This is a genomic window from Shewanella marisflavi (assembly GCF_002215585.1).
In the GTDB taxonomy this organism is placed as follows: domain Bacteria; phylum Pseudomonadota; class Gammaproteobacteria; order Enterobacterales; family Shewanellaceae; genus Shewanella; species Shewanella marisflavi.
The window spans coordinates 1023018-1039855 of sequence record NZ_CP022272.1; the positions used below are offsets into that span (position 1 = coordinate 1023018).

Consider the following 16838-nt stretch of genomic DNA (forward strand, 5'->3'; position numbering starts at 1 on the left):
TTATTGGACCCGGTCGACTAAGCTAGTTGAGAGAGCTGGGTGAATATGAGTGGTCGATGCGATTAAGTCACTTTTTAAATGTTTTAGCGTTAGGGCTGTTGCTGCTGTCATTTTTGACCGCAAGTGGCATCTATTACCTTATTTATCTGCCCAGAATTCAAGAGCAAGTAAAGTCACGCCAAGACATGAATTTAGAGGCGGTGCAAAAAGGGATCGCCTATGCACAAAAAAATTTAGACACCCTCTGTTACGACTATGCCATATGGGATGATATGGTAACTTTTGTCGATAATGTATCGCCTGAGTTTGCCCTTAAAAATCTTGATGACAATGCTTTCGAGGCTGCCAATATTGATGGCTTCTACGTGTTTAATCGCCAAAATCAGGTGGTGTGGCAATATACCAGTCAAGAGGCCTTCTTGGCCCAGCAACTGCCATTGGCTGAGGCAGAATTTATCGGGCAGATCTTACCTTCTCCTGAGCAGATGAATGCAAATAAACCATCTTCACGTAGCGGTCTGCTGCGCATGGGTGACAGGGTGGTTTATTTTAGCAATGTGACAGTGCTACCGAGCGATGGTGAGGGGAGAGTCGCTGGGAGCCTGTTAACTGTGCGGAACGTTAGTCCGGAGATCCACACTGAGATAGAGCAGTTTAGCTTAATCAAGTTTGATCTAGAGGTGTTGGCAAAGGATGCTAAGTTGGCTGATATAACCACCTTAGGGTTTAGAGAGCCTCCTCGTGTCAGTGATATTCGCGAGCACCACTCCTGGTATGTTCACGATGTGCTTAAGGTACCGTCACTTAAGATCACAGTGCACCATGATAAAAACCTCATTCCATCGATATTTACCATTGAATCAATCTTGATGTTCTTAAGCGTCCTGGTGATGTCCTATGTGGCTATCATTCCGTTTTCCGCGCTGGTGGTTCGGCCGCTAAGGGTTGCCAATGCCGTGCTTGATAAGATGGCTCACCGCGGTGTACTGCTGACCATGCCAACCTCCTGGTCGATTACCGAGGTGGCTAAGTTGACCGAATCGTTTAACTTGGTGGTGGAGAAGCTACAGCGGCATCAAAATTATCTCGAGTCCCTCTCTTTTAACGACCCTTTGACAGGTATCGCCAATCGCCGAAGCTTGGAAGTCTTTGCAGAGCGCGCTCATCAGCAGTGGCGCGATGGAAAGGGCGCTATCGGCTTTATCATGCTGGATATCGATTACTTTAAGGCCTACAACGACTCAGTGGGGCATCAGAGTGGTGATCAGGCATTGGTCAAGGTTGCTCAGGCCTTGATGCTTGAGTGTCGTCGTCGTGGTGAGCTGGTGACCCGCTATGGCGGCGAGGAGTTTTGCGTGGTGATCCATAGCGATAATATTGCCCAGATGGAGCTGTTGGCGGGGCGTATGCTGCAAAAGATCAGAGAGCTAAATATCTATCATCAGGCATCTCCCTTTGAGAAGGTCACGGTTAGCATGGGCGCTGTACTTTACGACGGTTATCACCCCTCTTTTGCCGATGACGACTGGCAGCAGATGATAAAACTGGCCGATGAACAACTTTATCAGGCCAAAGAGAGTGGCCGTAATCAGCTAAAGATACTACACCGACGGGTAAGCCCGCTCTCCGTGGTTGGCTGAGTCAGAGCCTGAAGGTGGTGACCTGTTGCCGCATCGAATCGGCCAGGGAGGTGAGCTGGGCGATGGAGTGACCCAGCTCCAAGGCAGATTCGGTGGATTGGCTGGCAATATCGCTGATGGCGATGATGCTGCGGTTAATACTCTCGGCGACACTGCTCTGCTCCTCTGCCGCCGTGGCGATATGGGTGTTCATCTCTGTGATGTTGTCGACCGAGGCGACTATCTCCTGCAACGCTTCCCCCGCCTTATTGGTCTGTTGATTAGCATCATCCACTTGTTTAATGCCCACATCCATGGCGGTGACAGCCTCGTTCACCCCGTTCTGAAGCGTCTCTATCATGGTCTCGATCTCTTGGGTCGCCTCCTGGGTGCGCTGGGCGAGGGAACGAACCTCGTCGGCGACCACAGCAAATCCGCGCCCCTGCTCACCAGCCCTAGCAGCCTCGATGGCGGCGTTGAGGGCCAGCAGATTGGTCTGCTCGGCAATCCCCTTGATGACGCTTAGTACGTTGCCGATATGTTGGCTCTCGTGGGACAGGTGGGTGATCACCTCTGAGGTACTCTGGATCTGCATCGACAACGCCTGCATGCTGCTAATCGACAGTTGGACGATATCATTGCCGTTGGCGGCAAATCGGTCGGCATTTCTGGCAGAGTCGGCGGCGGCCGTGGTGCTTTGCGCTACCTCGTTGACCGTTGCCGTCATTTCATTCATGGCCGTGGCGGTCTGCTCTGTCTCCGCCTGCTGCTGTTGAATGCGGGCATTGGAGATTTGAGTGAATTCGTTGAGGTCTAAGGCCGAGTCACTGACGCTGTTGGCTGCCTCGGCTACCCCTTTGAGGATGCCTCGCAGGTGGCGAAAGACATCATTAAGCCCTGTGGATATAAGCCCCAGCTCGTCCTTATTCAGTTGCTCGAAGGTGACAGTGAGGTCCGAGTCTTGCTGTATGGTATGTAGCTGAGTGCGTATGTGGTTGATGGGTTTCATTACGCTGCGGTTAATCCAGATGCCGAGCACTATACTGGCAATGGCGGCCACTAGGGTGATGAGCATGAAGAGGGAGATAGAGGACTCGTAGATCTGGGCAACCCTGTCTTTCTCCTCGCCGGCGACCTTGAGCTGCAGGCTGATGAGCTCGGCGATGGTGCCGCTGATGGGATCGATCACCCGGTAGAGTGGGATAATCTCCTCCCGCAACTGTCCGGCAATATTACCTGACTTACCACTTAGCAGCTGTTCCAGATGGGTGATACGCTGATTAGCCGGAACAAACAGACGTTCGGCCTCATCGACCAGACGTTTCTCATCCCTGGTGAGTTCGGTGGCAACGTATTGGCGCCATTTGCTGTCAATGTTGTTGCTTGCTTCCTGCAGGGCTTGATTGGCCTGTTCGGCGCTGAATTCGCCGGCATTGGCCTTGTTGATTGCGTCGATCACAAATACCGCGTAGTCGTCGGCGATCACCTTGAGATCTTCTAGTGGGACGACTCTGTCGTTATAGATGGTGACGACACCTTTCTCAATATTATTCATCATGTTGATTGCTAAGATACAAATACAGATGAGGAGCGAGAGGGGCAGTAAGATACCGAAAGCCATCTTGTGCTTGATTTGAATATTGTTCATATAGATACCCAAATGAAGAGGTAAATAGCAGAAAGCTAAAACTTATGACGTATCTATAGGTATAGCAAAAGATTGAAATGGGTAAGATGAATAGAAACAAAAAAGCCTCGCATTGCGAGGCTTTTTTGTGTGGTGCGCTAGGCACCCGCTGAATATGGTGCCCGAACCCGGAATCGAACCAGGGACACGAGGATTTTCAATCCTCTGCTCTACCGACTGAGCTATTCGGGCGACGGGGTGCATTAAAAGGCTTTTGCGCATTTGAGTCAACTAATTTTTGCAAAAACTTCGTAGAACTGACCTGTTTGGATAACTTTTGCCCGAAACGTCGATTTTTAGATCAAATGCGGCTGGTGCGAAAAGTGGGCAGGGAGAAACTCAAGTTTGAACCCGTTTGAAGTCAATTGCGTTCGGGGGAGATATTTTGGCCTGGGTTGTCTACTCTATATTCGCCTAGAATTAAATAAAGCCCCGCAGAGCGAGGCTTTAAAATAGCATATGATTACTTGAGCATATCGTTATTGGGATAGTTGGTTTTCATCACCATAAGCACATGATCTTTAAGTTTTTGTTGACCAAGTTCTTCATAGGCGGTCGCCATGATCTCCAAGGCGCGTTCGGTGGATGGGGTACCTGGATAGGTTTCCAATACCGTTTGGGCACGCACGGCCGCGGCGCTCCAAGCATTCATCTTGATATAGTACTCGGCCACGGTGATCGCATATTTAGCAAGACGATTTTTTAAGAATTGCATACGTTTTTGCGCATCGGCAGCGTATTTGCTGTTAGGATACGACTTTATTAAACGGTCAAAGTCTTTAAAGGCTTCTTGCGCCGCTTTAGGGTCTCTATCGGTTCGGTCGATATTGAGCATGTCGTGGAACATGTAATTATCGGCCTGCATGTTTACCAGTCCACGCATGTAATAGACATAGTCTATATCTTTATGAGTGGGGTTGAGACGGATAAAGCGGTCGATATTAGCAATACCAGAAGCAGAATCGTCCAGTTTGTAGTATGCATAGATCAGGTCTAACTGTACCTGTGTCTTATGTGGACCGAAGGGATAGCGAGAATCTAAGGCCTCAAGAGAGCGAATCGCTTTACTATAGTTGCCCAACTCCATAGAGGTTCTTGCTTGAGAATAGAGGACTTCAGGGGAAGATTTACTGAGCTCAATATCATCTTCTGGTTTACTACTGCAAGCCGTTAAGGCCAGTGACAACAAGGCGACAGCGGCGCCTTTAGCAAAATTATGCATACTTGAATTCGATTCTTTTTAAGTTGTAGTTAAGAATTTTTCCATTTCACGATAAAATAGAAACAATCCGATTGTAACAGATAGCACTTTATTTTGGACCCCAAAACGCGGGTACGGTTCCTATGACACAAGAGATTAATCTAAAAAGCGAGATCACAGCAACACAAACCGGGCAAAGATTAGACCAAACCCTGGCGGAGTTGTTCCCTGATTATTCCCGTACACGTATTAAAGAGTGGATACAGGCTGGTGCCGTCTACGTCGATGGTATGGTGCAAACTAAGCCTAGAGAAAAGGTTCTTGAAGGGCAGGAAATTGAGATTGAAGCCACCCTGCAGGAGGAAACCAAGGCTGAGGCGCAGGCAATCGATTTAGATATTGTCTACGAAGATGACCATATTTTGGTGATCAACAAGCAAGCTGGCTTGGTGGTGCACCCTGGTGCGGGTAATAGTGACGGTACCTTGATGAATGCTCTATTGCATCATTGTCCCGAAATTGACCTCGTGCCAAGGGCGGGTATTGTGCACCGTCTCGATAAAGACACCACAGGACTTATGGTGGTAGCCAAGACCGTCGAAGCGCAAACCCACCTTGTGTCCGCCTTGCAGGCGAGAGAGATCACCCGTGAGTATGAGGCCATCGTTTCAGGCACCATGACTGCCGGCGGTGTAGTGGATGAGCCTATCGCGCGCCACCCCACTAAACGTACGCATATGGCGGTGCATCATAGTGGTCGTCCTTCGGTGACTCACTATCGCGTGGCGGAAAAGTTTCGTGCCCATACCCGACTGCGCCTGCGTCTGGAAACCGGCCGTACTCACCAGATCAGGGTGCATATGGCACATATTGGTCATATCTTGGTGGGCGATCCTGTCTATGGTGGCCGTCCGCGTCCGCCTAAGAAGGCGACGCCAGAGTTGACGGAAGTTCTGAATAACTTCAAACGTCAGGCCCTGCATGCGGTGCGCCTAGAACTGGCTCACCCCTTCACCTGTGAAATCATGAGCTGGCAGGCGCCTATCCCTGAGGATATGGTGGCGCTAACTCGTGCCCTGCGTGAAGACAGCAAGGCTCATCCGGCAGAGTATTAATGATACCTGACGATTGGTTCATTCCCCCCGGCGTAAAACTGGCCTTTAGCCAGCGCTCGGGTGGAGTGAGTCTTCCCCCCTTCGATAGCTTGAATCTTGGCGATCATGTTGGCGACGATCCTGAGTGCGTGCGGCTTAACCGGCTGCGTATCGCGCACTCTCTTGGCTTGTCCTCTGCTCCTGCCTGGCTTGAGCAGGTACATGGCACAGAGGTTATCGATCTCGACGTCGATGCAAATAGGGTTGCCGATGGCAGCTTGTGCCGCAGCGGCGAACATGTCTGTGTGGTGATGACGGCAGATTGCCTACCTGTGTTGATTTGCGATCGAGGTGCAACTCAGGTTGCGGCGGTGCATGCGGGTTGGCGTGGCCTGTGTCAGGGGATAGTCGAATCGGCTATAGCTCAGTTTGACGCACCGGCCGATGAGTTACTGGTTTATCTTGGGCCCTGTATTGGTCCGGATGCATTTGAAGTGGGTGGTGAGGTTAGGGCGCAGTTTATGGCCCAGCATGTCGATACGGCAGCCTTTTTTAAGGCAAATAAGGATAAGTATTTAGCGGATCTGCAAGGGATCGCCCGTTATCGCGCCGAGCGACTCGGCGTTGCTGCTGTTTATCAATTACCCCATTGTACCTATAGTTTGAGCGCCGATTATTTCTCCTATCGCCGCGACGGGAAAACCGGTCGTATGGCCTCGTTTATTTGGTTGGAAAAGTAGCGTATTTTTTCACCAACTTTGCCCTTATTGCTTGAATCCTCCTAAAAAGCCCCCATCTATACTGTTAACAAAGCACTGAAGGTTTCCTTCATTCGTTAATTTTTTAGGAGGCTGTATGCGACTCGATCGTATGACGAACAAATTCCAGATAGCAATCTCCGATGCTCAGTCATTAGCGTTGGGGCGTGACCATCAGTTTATTGAGCCGATTCATTTGATGATGGCCCTGCTCAATCAGGATGGGGGCTCTATTCATCCACTTCTGACCCAGGCGGGGATCTCGGTAAGCACCTTGCGCTCGGCGCTGAGTCAGGAGCTTGAACGCCTGCCACAGGTAGAGGGAACCGGTGGTGATGTTCAGCTGTCTCAGGCGCTCATTCGCCTGCTGAATCTGTGTGACAAATTGGCACAAAAGCGCAAAGATAAATATATCTCCAGCGAGCTGTTTGTGTTGGCGGCCCTAGAGGGCGGCGACGCGCTGGCCCAGTGTTTGAAGAAATCTGGCGCCACCAAGGAGTTGCTTGAGAAGACCATTGAAGAGGTGCGTTTGGGTAAAAACATTGACGATCCTAACGCCGAAGATCAGCGTCAGGCGCTGAAAAAATTTACCATAGATCTGACCGAGCGCGCTGAGCAGGGCAAATTAGATCCTGTGATCGGCCGTGACGATGAGATTCGCCGAACCATTCAGGTGCTGCAACGCCGCAGCAAGAATAACCCTGTGCTCATAGGTGAGCCCGGTGTCGGTAAGACAGCTATCGTCGAAGGCTTGGCACAGCGTATCATCAATGGCGAGGTGCCCGAGGGGATTAAGAACAAGCGGGTACTGTCGCTTGACTTAGGTGCATTGGTGGCAGGTGCCAAGTATCGTGGTGAGTTTGAGGAGCGCCTCAAGGCGGTGCTTAATGAATTAGCGCAGGAAGAGGGGCAGGTGATCCTCTTTATCGACGAGCTGCATACTATGGTGGGCGCAGGTAAGAGTGACGGTGCCATGGACGCGGGCAATATGCTTAAGCCTGCATTGGCCAGAGGCGATCTGCACTGTGTTGGCGCGACCACACTCGATGAGTATCGCCAATATATTGAGAAAGACGCCGCGCTCGAGCGACGTTTTCAGAAGGTGCTGGTGGATGAGCCGAGTGTCGAAGACACCATCGCCATCTTACGCGGCCTGAAAGAGCGCTACGAGCTGCACCATCATGTGGAGATCACAGATCCCGCGATTGTGGCGGCGGCCAGTATGTCTCATCGCTATGTCTCAGACCGGAAGTTGCCCGATAAGGCTATTGATCTAATCGATGAGGCGGCCTCGAGTATACGTATGCAGATAGACTCTAAGCCAGAGCCGCTGGACAGACTAGAGCGTCGCACCATTCAGCTAAAGCTGGAGGAGCAAGCCTTGATCAAAGAGAGCGACGAGGCCAGTCAACGCCGTTTGAGTACTCTGCGTAGCGAGCTGGCTGAGGTCGAGGCCAAGGCCGCCGAACTTAATGAAGTTTGGCATACTGAGAAGGCTGCATTGGCGGGCACTCAGCATATAAAGGCGGATCTAGAGCAGGCGCGTATGGATCTTGAGGTGGCGAGGCGCGCAGGGGATCTGACCCGCATGTCTGAGCTGCAATATGGCCGTATCCCAGAGCTTGAGAAGCAATTGGACTTGGCTGCTCAGGCCGAGATGCAGGATATGACGCTGCTGCGTAACAAGGTCTCTGATGTCGAGATCGCCGAGGTGTTATCTAAGGCCACAGGTATTCCTGTGTCTAAGATGCTCGAAGGGGAAAGAGAGAAGCTCTTACACATGGAAGAGGCGTTGCATACACGGGTGATAGGGCAAAATGAGGCTGTAGATGCGGTGGCTAATGCGATTCGACGTAGCCGAGCGGGTCTTGCCGACCCTAATCGTCCAATTGGCTCGTTCCTCTTCCTCGGCCCTACGGGTGTGGGTAAGACTGAGCTATGTAAATCGCTGGCGAAGTTTCTGTTTGATACCGAAGCGGCCATGGTACGTATCGACATGTCCGAATTTATGGAGAAGCATTCGGTGTCACGTCTGGTTGGTGCGCCTCCAGGCTATGTTGGCTATGAAGAGGGTGGTTATCTGACCGAAGCGGTAAGACGTAAGCCTTACTCGGTGATCCTGCTCGATGAGGTGGAAAAGGCACATCCCGATGTGTTCAACATTCTGCTGCAGGTGCTGGATGATGGTCGTTTGACCGATGGTCAAGGACGCACGGTCGATTTTCGCAATACCGTGGTGATTATGACCTCTAACTTAGGTTCGGATGTGATCCAAGAGCGTTTTGGTATCGCGACTTACGCCGAGATGAAAGCCGAGGTGATGAATGTGGTCACCCATAGCTTCAGGCCTGAGTTTTTAAACCGTATCGACGAGAGTGTTGTGTTCCATCCATTGGAGTCAGAACATATTGCTCATATCGCTCAGATACAGATAGATAGCCTGAAAGCTAGACTGGCAGAGAAAGATTTTGAGCTCGAGGTGAGTGAAGCTGCCTTAGCCTTAATCGCCCAGGCCGGATTTGACCCTGTTTATGGTGCGCGTCCGCTAAAACGTGCCCTGCAGCAAGAGGTCGAAAATCCGTTGGCGCAAAAACTGCTCAGTGGTCAGTTGCTCCCGGGCACACCTATTAAGGTGGACGCCGCTGGTGGTGAGTTATCCTTCCATCAGTAAGTAATGAGTCTCGAAAAAAAGCCCAAACTTAGGTTTGGGCTTTTTTATATCTGAGCCAGCTTTTGCATTTGTTCATTATTTGCACTAATTTGCAAGGGGTAGATATCTTCTCATTTGAGTTTTTATGCCGTGAAGGAGTAATGGATGAAAACAAGGTTAGCAATAGTGGCATCAATGGCCGTTTTGACGGCGGCGTGCAGCTCAGCACCAGAGCAGAGGAGCGACCCATCCTACATTGAGGTGGGCAACGTGGAATATGACAGCCTCTATCATTATGGCTATAACACGGGGTGCCGTAGCGCAGGCTATCTTAAGAGAAACCCTGGAGCCGACACCCTTGATGAGATGAAAGATAAGGTATTGGATGGCTTGTCTGAATTTGATAAAGGTTGGAATGCTGGTACACAGGCATGTCAAGACGGAGTCAGTCGCTCTATGTATAAGGTAAAAGGTAATTCGTGACTGGCTAATGCCTTTGAAGTTAAGGCGACAATCGGCCCTGGGCCGACTGTCGCTGATAGCATCGATTGGCTATTTGTTGCAGAAAAGCTTAATCCGCTGTTTCTGCGCAGCTATCTCTGATTGTCTATCTTCCTCTGTCATACGCACCATTTCACCATCTTTCTCATTCTTACGTGTGAGACGCGTATGAGTCTCCAGCACCTTCAACTGGTGTTGGGCATTTTCACAGATTGCCTTAGCCTGGGCTTTGTCTTTTTCGGTTATCGCTTCGGCGGCTAATGCTGCTTCACTCTTTTGTTCTTCCTGTCTCTCTGTAACCTTAGGGGCGGTAAAGCCTACCTTTTGTTGTTCGATATCTTCGCTATAGAGCTTTTCTGTCTTAATTTCAGGTGGTTTTTCCTGGCTATAGTGAGTGACACCATTCTCATCAACCCACTTATAGATAGTGGTTGCAAATGCAGGGGCACAAAGTAGAAGGCCTAATAGTGCGCTGACATAAAATTTTCCGATCATCATAGTATCCATATCAGTGTTGGCATCGAGCTTGGCTGCTTTTATCTGCCAACAATTAGAGGTCCGTATAAAAAGTGAGCTTAAATCTGTGTTATCTTTTAATTTTATTAAGATAACCTCGCTCCTTAGTATATGCAAAATTTAAACAAAGAGACGGTTAAGAACCGCGGTATCTACCTTTTACCTAATCTGTTTACTACGGCTGGATTGTTTTCCGGGTTTTACGCAGTGATAGCGTCAATGAATGGCCAGTTTGAATCGGCGGCGATTGCTATCTTTGTTGCCATGCTTTTCGATGGCATTGATGGCCGTGTGGCTAGGATGACCAATACCCAGAGTGCATTTGGTGCCGAATACGACAGCATGGCTGATATGGTCTCCTTTGGTGTCGCACCTGCATTAATTGCCTACAACTGGGCCTTGGCCGATCTCGGTAAAACAGGTTGGTTGGCAGCTTTTATCTATTGCGCAGGCGCGGCATTGCGACTCGCCCGTTTTAATACTCAGGTAGGCGTTGCCGATAAACGTTACTTTCAGGGCTTAGCCAGTCCGGCAGCTGCGGCAATTATCGCAGGGGCGATATGGACGGGAACCTATTATGAAATTAGTGGCGACAAAGTGAGTTTTCTTGTGGTTGTGATGACCATGTGTGCCGGCTTATTGATGGTGAGTAATTTTCGCTACTATTCATTTAAAGACTATGACTGGCGTAGCCGGGTGAACTTTGTCGTCATTCTTGCGCTTGTCGGCCTGTTTGTCTTGGTGTCAGTGCAGCCTGCAACCATTCTCTTTATCGCCTTTAGCCTTTATGCGCTTTCTGGCCCCGTCTATACAATACGTAAGGTGAAAAAACTCAAAGTTAGCCATGTCGTGGGGGATGAGAATGACTCTGAACTTGATAATGCCCCTGAATTGGTGAGCAAAGAGCCGCAAGTTAAGGCTTCAGACAAGACCGAAGCGCAATGAATGCAGACCCTAATTAAAATCCCCCAATATTTGGATTAAGATTTTTGGCAGAGTGAACTATTATGTGCCAAACTTATTTTCCGCTTCTGAAGTGACAAGGTATGACAACAGGCTTTTTGTTGGTCACTTGTTGCTTGCGGGTTGGCTTTGTGTATGAGGTTTCGCGAAATCTCTTAGGTTTTGGTTGAATTTTAATCGTCCAAGTGTTTTTGACAAAAAAGCCCTTGCGTAAAAGATTCTGCTCCCTATAATGCGCTCCCACTGACACGGCAAACGGCGCTGCTTAGCAAAGTAAGTAAGCATGTAGGTTGAGTCAGGGTGGTAAGCGCCTTCGGGTTTTTAAGCCGTTAGTTACACTGCGAAAGCACAGTAATTAACCACTGAAAAAACTTTTGAAAAAAGCGCTTGACGCCGACAGGGAGAAGCGTAGAATACGCAGCCCTAGCCCGCTGGACTCCAGTATGAGGCGAACGTTCTTTAACAAGATGAAACAAGAAATCTGTGTGGACATTCACAGGTGTTGAGTTAATCGAAAACGATTTATATCTCAATGCAACGATGAATGTTCATAGCAATATGTACAAACATTTAAATGATTCTTCCGAGTCATTTAAATGAATCAGAATTCATTGAGCCGAAGCTTTTAGCTTCACCAAAACTTTAATTGAAGAGTTTGATCATGGCTCAGATTGAACGCTGGCGGCAGGCCTAACACATGCAAGTCGAGCGGTAACAGGAAGAAAGCTTGCTTTCTTTGCTGACGAGCGGCGGACGGGTGAGTAATGCCTAGGGAACTGCCCAGTCGAGGGGGATAACAGTTGGAAACGACTGCTAATACCGCATACGCCCTACGGGGGAAAAGAGGGGACCTTCGGGCCTTCTGCGATTGGATGTACCTAGGTGGGATTAGCTAGTAGGTGAGGTAATGGCTCACCTAGGCGACGATCCCTAGCTGTTCTGAGAGGATGATCAGCCACACTGGGACTGAGACACGGCCCAGACTCCTACGGGAGGCAGCAGTGGGGAATATTGCACAATGGGCGCAAGCCTGATGCAGCCATGCCGCGTGTGTGAAGAAGGCCTTCGGGTTGTAAAGCACTTTCAGCGAGGAGGAAAGGTTAAGTGTTAATAGCGCTTAGCTGTGACGTTACTCGCAGAAGAAGCACCGGCTAACTTCGTGCCAGCAGCCGCGGTAATACGAGGGGTGCAAGCGTTAATCGGAATTACTGGGCGTAAAGCGTACGCAGGCGGTTTGTTAAGCGAGATGTGAAAGCCCCGGGCTCAACCTGGGAACTGCATTTCGAACTGGCAAACTAGAGTCTTGTAGAGGGGGGTAGAATTTCAGGTGTAGCGGTGAAATGCGTAGAGATCTGAAGGAATACCGGTGGCGAAGGCGGCCCCCTGGACAAAGACTGACGCTCAGGTACGAAAGCGTGGGGAGCAAACAGGATTAGATACCCTGGTAGTCCACGCCGTAAACGATGTCTACTCGGAATTTGGTGTCTTGAACACTGGGTTCTCAAGCTAACGCATTAAGTAGACCGCCTGGGGAGTACGGCCGCAAGGTTAAAACTCAAATGAATTGACGGGGGCCCGCACAAGCGGTGGAGCATGTGGTTTAATTCGATGCAACGCGAAGAACCTTACCTACTCTTGACATCCAGAGAATTCGCTAGAGATAGCTTAGTGCCTTCGGGAACTCTGAGACAGGTGCTGCATGGCTGTCGTCAGCTCGTGTTGTGAAATGTTGGGTTAAGTCCCGCAACGAGCGCAACCCTTATCCTTACTTGCCAGCGGGTCATGCCGGGAACTTTAGGGAGACTGCCGGTGATAAACCGGAGGAAGGTGGGGACGACGTCAAGTCATCATGGCCCTTACGAGTAGGGCTACACACGTGCTACAATGGCGAGTACAGAGGGTTGCGAAGCCGCGAGGTGGAGCTAATCTCAGAAAGCTCGTCGTAGTCCGGATTGGAGTCTGCAACTCGACTCCATGAAGTCGGAATCGCTAGTAATCGTGGATCAGAATGCCACGGTGAATACGTTCCCGGGCCTTGTACACACCGCCCGTCACACCATGGGAGTGGGCTGCACCAGAAGTAGATAGCTTAACCTTCGGGAGGGCGTTTACCACGGTGTGGTTCATGACTGGGGTGAAGTCGTAACAAGGTAGCCCTAGGGGAACCTGGGGCTGGATCACCTCCTTACCTATACGATTGATTTAGTGCTTGTTGAGTGTTCACACAGATAACTTGTTCTTGTTAGAGCGAGTGGCACGTCCGAGCGACGATGCTTGTTCTTTAAAAATTTGGAAAGCTGATAGTGTTAATGTGAAAGGGATAGTGACGTACTTGTACGTGATTATTTGTAGCATTAGCGCGAAAAAATAATTGAGTTCTCAAAACACACTTTAATCAAGTGCATTGAGTATTCTTTTGGCGAAAGTTGAAACCATTAGTTGCGATGCGACTCAGATGAAACTCATTTGGGTTGTATGGTTAAGTGACTAAGCGTATACGGTGGATGCCTTGGCAGTCAGAGGCGATGAAGGACGTAGTAACTTGCGAAAAGCGTTGGCGAGCTAGTAACAAGCATTTGAGCTAACGATGTCCGAATGGGGAAACCCGGCAGCATAAGCTGTCATCATTAAGTGAATACATAGCTTAATGAGGCGAACGAGGGGAACTGAAACATCTAAGTACCCTTAGGAAAAGAAATCAACCGAGATTCCCCTAGTAGCGGCGAGCGAACGGGGATTAGCCCTTAAGCCTAGAGGGTGTTAGTGGAATGTGTTGGAAAGCACAGCGATACAGGGTGATAGCCCCGTACATGAAAACTAACTTTAGGTGAAAACGAGTAGGACGGGACACGTGATATCTTGTTCGAATATGGGGGGACCATCCTCCAAGGCTAAATACTCCTGACTGACCGATAGTGAACCAGTACCGTGAGGGAAAGGCGAAAAGAACCCCTGTGAGGGGAGTGAAATAGAACCTGAAACCGTATACGTACAAGCAGTGGGAGCGGTTCTTGAGACCGTGACTGCGTACCTTTTGTATAATGGGTCAGCGACTTACATTTTGTAGCGAGGTTAAGCGAATAGCGGAGCCGTAGGGAAACCGAGTGTTAACTGCGCGTTTAGTTGCAAGGTGTAGACCCGAAACCCGGTGATCTAGCCATGGGCAGGTTGAAGGTTGAGTAACATCAACTGGAGGACCGAACACACGTATGTTGAAAAATGCGGTGATGACTTGTGGCTGGGGGTGAAAGGCCAATCAAACCGGGAGATATCTGGTTCTCCTCGAAAGCTATTTAGGTAGCGCCTCGAGCGAATACCATTGGGGGTAGAGCACTGTTAAGGCTAGGGGGTCATCCCGACTTACCAACCCTTTGCAAACTCCGAATACCAATGAGTACTACTCGGGAGACACACGGCGGGTGCTAACGTCCGTCGTGAAAAGGGAAACAACCCAGACCATCAGCTAAGGTCCCAAAGTTATTGCTAAGTGGGAAACGATGTGGGAAGGCTTAGACAGCTAGGATGTTGGCTTAGAAGCAGCCATCATTTAAAGAAAGCGTAATAGCTCACTAGTCGAGTCGGCCTGCGCGGAAGATTTAACGGGGCTAAGCAATACACCGAAGCTATGGGTACTAGCGCTTGCGCTGGTGCGGTAGAGGAGCGTTCTGTAAGCCGTTGAAGGTGAAGGGGTAACCCACGCTGGAGGTATCAGAAGTGCGAATGCTGACATGAGTAACGATAATGGGGGTGAAAAACCTCCACGCCGAAAGACCAAGGGTTCCTGTCCAACGTTAATCGGGGCAGGGTAAGTCGACCCCTAAGGCGAGGCCGAAAGGCGTAGTCGATGGGAAACGGGTTAATATTCCCGTACTTCTGCTAACTGCGATGGAGAGACGGAGAAGGCTAGGCTAGCGCGGCGTTGGTTGTCCGCGTTTAAGACTGTAGGTAGGGTACTTAGGCAAATCCGGGTACCTAATACTGAGAGTTGATGACGAGGTTCTACGGAACTGAAGTAGTTGATGCCATGCTTCCAGGAAAATCTTCTAAGCTTCAGGTTAGCAGGAATCGTACCCCAAACCGACACAGGTGGTCGGGTAGAGAATACCAAGGCGCTTGAGAGAACTCGGCTGAAGGAACTAGGCAAAATGGTACCGTAACTTCGGGAGAAGGTACGCTGCTGTTGGTGATGGGACTTGCTCCCTAAGCTGACGGCAGTCGCAGATACCAGGTGGCTGCAACTGTTTATCAAAAACACAGCACTGTGCAAAATCGCAAGATGACGTATACGGTGTGACGCCTGCCCGGTGCCGGAAGGTTAATTGATTGGGTTATCTTCGGAGAAGCTCATGATCGAAGCCCCGGTAAACGGCGGCCGTAACTATAACGGTCCTAAGGTAGCGAAATTCCTTGTCGGGTAAGTTCCGACCTGCACGAATGGCGTAATGATGGCCACGCTGTCTCCAGCCGAGACTCAGTGAAGTTGAAATTGCGGTGAAGATGCCGTATACCCGCGGCTAGACGGAAAGACCCCGTGAACCTTTACTATAGCTTGGCACTGAACATTGACCCTACATGTGTAGGATAGGTGGGAGACTTTGAAGCGGGAACGCCAGTTCTCGTGGAGTCAACCTTGAAATACCACCCTTGTAGTGTTGATGTTCTAACTCTGGCCCCTGAATCGGGGTTGAGGACAGTGCCTGGTGGGTAGTTTGACTGGGGCGGTCTCCTCCCAAAGAGTAACGGAGGAGCACGAAGGTTGGCTAAGTACGGTCGGACATCGTACGGTTAGTGCAATGGCATAAGCCAGCTTAACTGCGAGACATACACGTCGAGCAGGTGCGAAAGCAGGTCATAGTGATCCGGTGGTTCTGAATGGAAGGGCCATCGCTCAACGGATAAAAGGTACTCCGGGGATAACAGGCTGATACCGCCCAAGAGTTCATATCGACGGCGGTGTTTGGCACCTCGATGTCGGCTCATCACATCCTGGGGCTGAAGTCGGTCCCAAGGGTATGGCTGTTCGCCATTTAAAGTGGTACGCGAGCTGGGTTCAGAACGTCGTGAGACAGTTCGGTCCCTATCTGCCGTGGGCGTTGGATGATTGAAGGGAGCTGCTCCTAGTACGAGAGGACCGGAGTGGACGAACCGCTGGTGTTCGGGTTGTCATGCCAATGGCATTGCCCGGTAGCTACGTTCGGAATCGATAACCGCTGAAAGCATCTAAGCGGGAAGCGAGCCCTAAGATGAGTCATCCCTAGACCTTTAAGGTCTCTAAAGAGCCGTCCGAGACTAGGACGTTGATAGGCAGGGTGTGTAAGCGTTGTGAGGCGTTGAGCTAACCTGTACTAATGACTCGTGAGGCTTAACCATACAACCCAAAAGGGTTTCGTAAGCAATGGTTACTGAATCAGAAGAATACAAGTACTTGATTGAAGTGCGAACTCAAACAGCTTTCTAAATTTACTATTTTGGTTAATTACGCAGGTAATTGTTTGGCTGACAAAGCCGTAACGAAGCGAGGCGCGGAGTGTACTAGAGTACATGAGCACTGCAGCGAGGAAACAATGCCGTCAGACGAAGAATTAACCAGTAAGAATTTGTCTGGAAACCATAGCATTGTGGCCCCACCTGATCCCATCCCGAACTCAGAAGTGAAACGCAATCGCGCCGATGGTAGTGTGGGGTCTCCCCATGTGAGAGTAGGTCATTTCCAGGCGCCTAATAAAGCAAAAAGCCCTAGCCTAAATCGCTAGGGCTTTTTGCTTTCTACGCTCTGTGAAAGCACCTCCTTCACATGCAGCCCAAAGCTGCTTACGCAGTGTGCGCCCCTCAGCTCGCAGTCTAGCTGC

The 16838-nt window shown here is 50.1% G+C and carries 9 protein-coding genes, 1 tRNA gene and 3 rRNA genes; 9 read left to right on the forward strand and 4 right to left on the reverse strand.

Going from position 1 to position 16838, the window contains the following annotated elements:
- Positions 1-56: 56 nt before the first annotated feature.
- Entirely contained in the window at positions 57-1640 is a 1584-nt protein-coding gene (locus CFF01_RS04510) for a sensor domain-containing diguanylate cyclase (protein WP_088904018.1), read from the forward strand.
- A 1-nt stretch (position 1641) separates the two neighbouring features.
- Here CFF01_RS04510 and CFF01_RS04515 read toward each other — a convergent pair whose 3' ends face one another.
- From CFF01_RS04515 to CFF01_RS04525, 3 genes are all read right to left on the reverse strand, one after another.
- Positions 1642-3267 (reverse strand): methyl-accepting chemotaxis protein, encoded by a 1626-nt coding sequence (locus CFF01_RS04515; protein WP_088904019.1) that lies wholly within the window; start codon positions 3265-3267, stop codon positions 1642-1644.
- Positions 3268-3422: 155 nt separating this feature from the next.
- Positions 3423-3498, reverse strand: a tRNA-Phe gene (locus CFF01_RS04520).
- 271 nt (positions 3499-3769) lie between these two features.
- Positions 3770-4528, reverse strand: a complete 759-nt coding sequence (locus CFF01_RS04525; RefSeq protein WP_033540655.1) for an outer membrane protein assembly factor BamD — start codon at positions 4526-4528, stop codon at positions 3770-3772.
- Between the two features lie 122 nt (positions 4529-4650).
- Here CFF01_RS04525 and rluD point away from each other — a divergent pair, with 122 nt between their 5' ends.
- From rluD to CFF01_RS04545, 4 genes are all read left to right on the forward strand, one after another.
- Positions 4651-5622: a 23S rRNA pseudouridine(1911/1915/1917) synthase RluD gene (rluD, locus tag CFF01_RS04530; protein ID WP_088904020.1), complete on the forward strand. Its 972-nt coding sequence runs from the start codon at positions 4651-4653 to the stop codon at positions 5620-5622.
- A complete protein-coding gene (gene pgeF / locus CFF01_RS04535; RefSeq protein WP_088904021.1) occupies positions 5622-6341 on the forward strand; it encodes a peptidoglycan editing factor PgeF in 720 nt (239 codons plus the stop codon). The genes rluD and pgeF overlap by 1 nt, the downstream gene beginning before the upstream one ends.
- Before the next feature lie 115 nt (positions 6342-6456).
- Positions 6457-9030: an ATP-dependent chaperone ClpB gene (gene clpB / locus CFF01_RS04540; protein ID WP_088904022.1), complete on the forward strand. Its 2574-nt coding sequence runs from the start codon at positions 6457-6459 to the stop codon at positions 9028-9030.
- Positions 9031-9174: 144 nt separating this feature from the next.
- Entirely contained in the window at positions 9175-9492 is a 318-nt protein-coding gene (locus CFF01_RS04545; protein WP_088904023.1) for a hypothetical protein, read from the forward strand.
- 69 nt (positions 9493-9561) lie between these two features.
- Here CFF01_RS04545 and CFF01_RS04550 read toward each other — a convergent pair whose 3' ends face one another.
- A complete protein-coding gene (locus CFF01_RS04550; protein ID WP_088904024.1) occupies positions 9562-10017 on the reverse strand; it encodes a DUF4124 domain-containing protein in 456 nt (151 codons plus the stop codon).
- A gap of 120 nt (positions 10018-10137) precedes the next feature.
- On the opposite strand from CFF01_RS04550, the gene pssA reads away from it, so the two are divergent.
- The 4 genes from pssA (at position 10138) to rrf (ending at position 16705) form a co-directional block, all read left to right on the forward strand.
- Complete coding sequence (gene pssA / locus CFF01_RS04555) at positions 10138-10971, forward strand: CDP-diacylglycerol--serine O-phosphatidyltransferase (RefSeq protein ID WP_088904025.1); 834 nt, start codon at positions 10138-10140, stop codon at positions 10969-10971.
- Between the two features lie 661 nt (positions 10972-11632).
- Positions 11633-13177 (forward strand): 16S ribosomal RNA (locus CFF01_RS04560).
- Positions 13178-13466: 289 nt separating this feature from the next.
- Positions 13467-16359, forward strand: a 23S ribosomal RNA gene (locus CFF01_RS04565).
- Positions 16360-16589: 230 nt separating this feature from the next.
- A 5S ribosomal RNA gene (rrf, locus tag CFF01_RS04570) occupies positions 16590-16705 on the forward strand.
- Together the 16S, 23S and 5S rRNA genes form the textbook arrangement of a ribosomal RNA operon.
- The last annotated feature ends 133 nt before the right edge of the window (positions 16706-16838 follow it).